Origin of the sequence: Mesorhizobium sp. M5C.F.Ca.IN.020.29.1.1, from assembly GCF_003997375.1 — a bacterium.
GTDB classification, from domain to species: domain Bacteria; phylum Pseudomonadota; class Alphaproteobacteria; order Rhizobiales; family Rhizobiaceae; genus Mesorhizobium; species Mesorhizobium wenxiniae.
In genome coordinates, this window is record NZ_RZSW01000961.1 from 1 (window position 1) to 1,341 (window position 1,341).

The window sequence follows — 1,341 nt, forward strand, 5'->3', positions numbered from 1 at the left end:
AGCGAAACATCGAGGCCGGCGACCGGATTGAGGCCGGCCGCGGCGCGTTCTCTGGCCGAAGCCGCGCCGCCCATCGAGGTGCCGCGTGCCGTCCGGCCGGGGGAGGAGGAGCGTTCGGGGATCTTTTTTTGCTTGGCGCCTTCCCTCCCCCTTGAGGGGAGGGTGGCGGCGGAGCCGCCGGGTAGGGTCGGTGCGGCAGCGCTCGGCGACCCCTCATGTTGAGCGCTTCCTTTGCCGACCCCCTCTGTCGCCTTCGGCGACATCTCCCCCTCAAGAGGGGAGACTTGGCGCCCTTCCTTCTCGGCCTCCTGCTCGATCTGCTCGGCCCAATCGGCGATCGAGCCGGTCAGCGGCGCGCCGGAAAGCTCGGCCTGCGGCGCCTCGGCAAAACCGCCCTTGTGGAGCGGCTCCGACGCATCGAGAAAATCGGTCAGCGGACTGCGCCGCTTGGGCGGCGAAGCGCGATCGTCACGCGCCGGCGACGGCGTGTTTTTATCAGGAAGTTTGGCCATGTCCCAAATATGGGAGGCATCTGCCAAAATGGAAAGAGCGGAGTGGTGAGGGGCGCGAGACGAAACCAAGCTGCTGACACAAGGGTGTCAGGAGTGATGTCAAAACGCGCCCTCAGTTGAACCACAGCGCAAATGTCAAAAATCCGGCGCTGCCAAACTGGCGCTGGATCTGGTCGAACTCCTCGCTGGTGAGGATCTTTCCGCTCTCGAGATAGGGCGCGATGGCCGGCCCGGTGATCGACAGCACCAAGTCGAAGGGCTTTGGTTCGTCGAAGAAGCGCTTCATATTGATGCCTTTGTCGGCGAAGCGGAAATGCGGCAGCAAGGTGCGGCCGTCGAGCAGGTCCTCAGCCAAATCAAGCGCGGCGTGCCAGGCCTGGACCTGCTCCTCGCCGACCTCCAGGCCGGTGAGCGGGCTCGCGCCTTTCTGTTGCGGGCCGGGCAGCCATTCACGGTCGTTGTCGGTCTCGGCGCGGATCGCCTTCCAGTCTTCGCGCGACAGCCTGATCATCTCAATGAGATGGCGGCGTGCCGCCTGCCGGCGCTCCGGTTCGACGACCGGCCAGTTGACCAGATGAACCAGCGAAATGAAGTCGGCGATGCGCCATTCGGACGACAACATGCCGCCGCTCATGCCGCCGTCCGGCGGAACAAGCGTGTCCTGCAGCGGCAGTTTGGCGCGCGGAAACAGCATATGGAACGAACCGTCGAAGGCGTTCCTGAAATCATGCGCCAGCCAGAAATCCGCCTGCGCCATCAGGAATTCGGCATAGCCCTGCAGCCAATAACCGTCGGCTCGGTCGAAGCGAAAGGTGAGGGCGGGTGGGGC

2 pseudogenes are annotated in these 1,341 nt (G+C 64.7%); both read right to left on the bottom strand.

The window, feature by feature from the left end:
- Positions 1-512 (bottom strand): annotated as a pseudogene (locus EOA85_RS35400) (hypothetical protein); the annotation flags it as partial.
- A 112-nt stretch (positions 513-624) separates the two neighbouring features.
- A pseudogene (locus EOA85_RS35405) lies at positions 625-1,341 on the bottom strand (hypothetical protein); the annotation flags it as partial.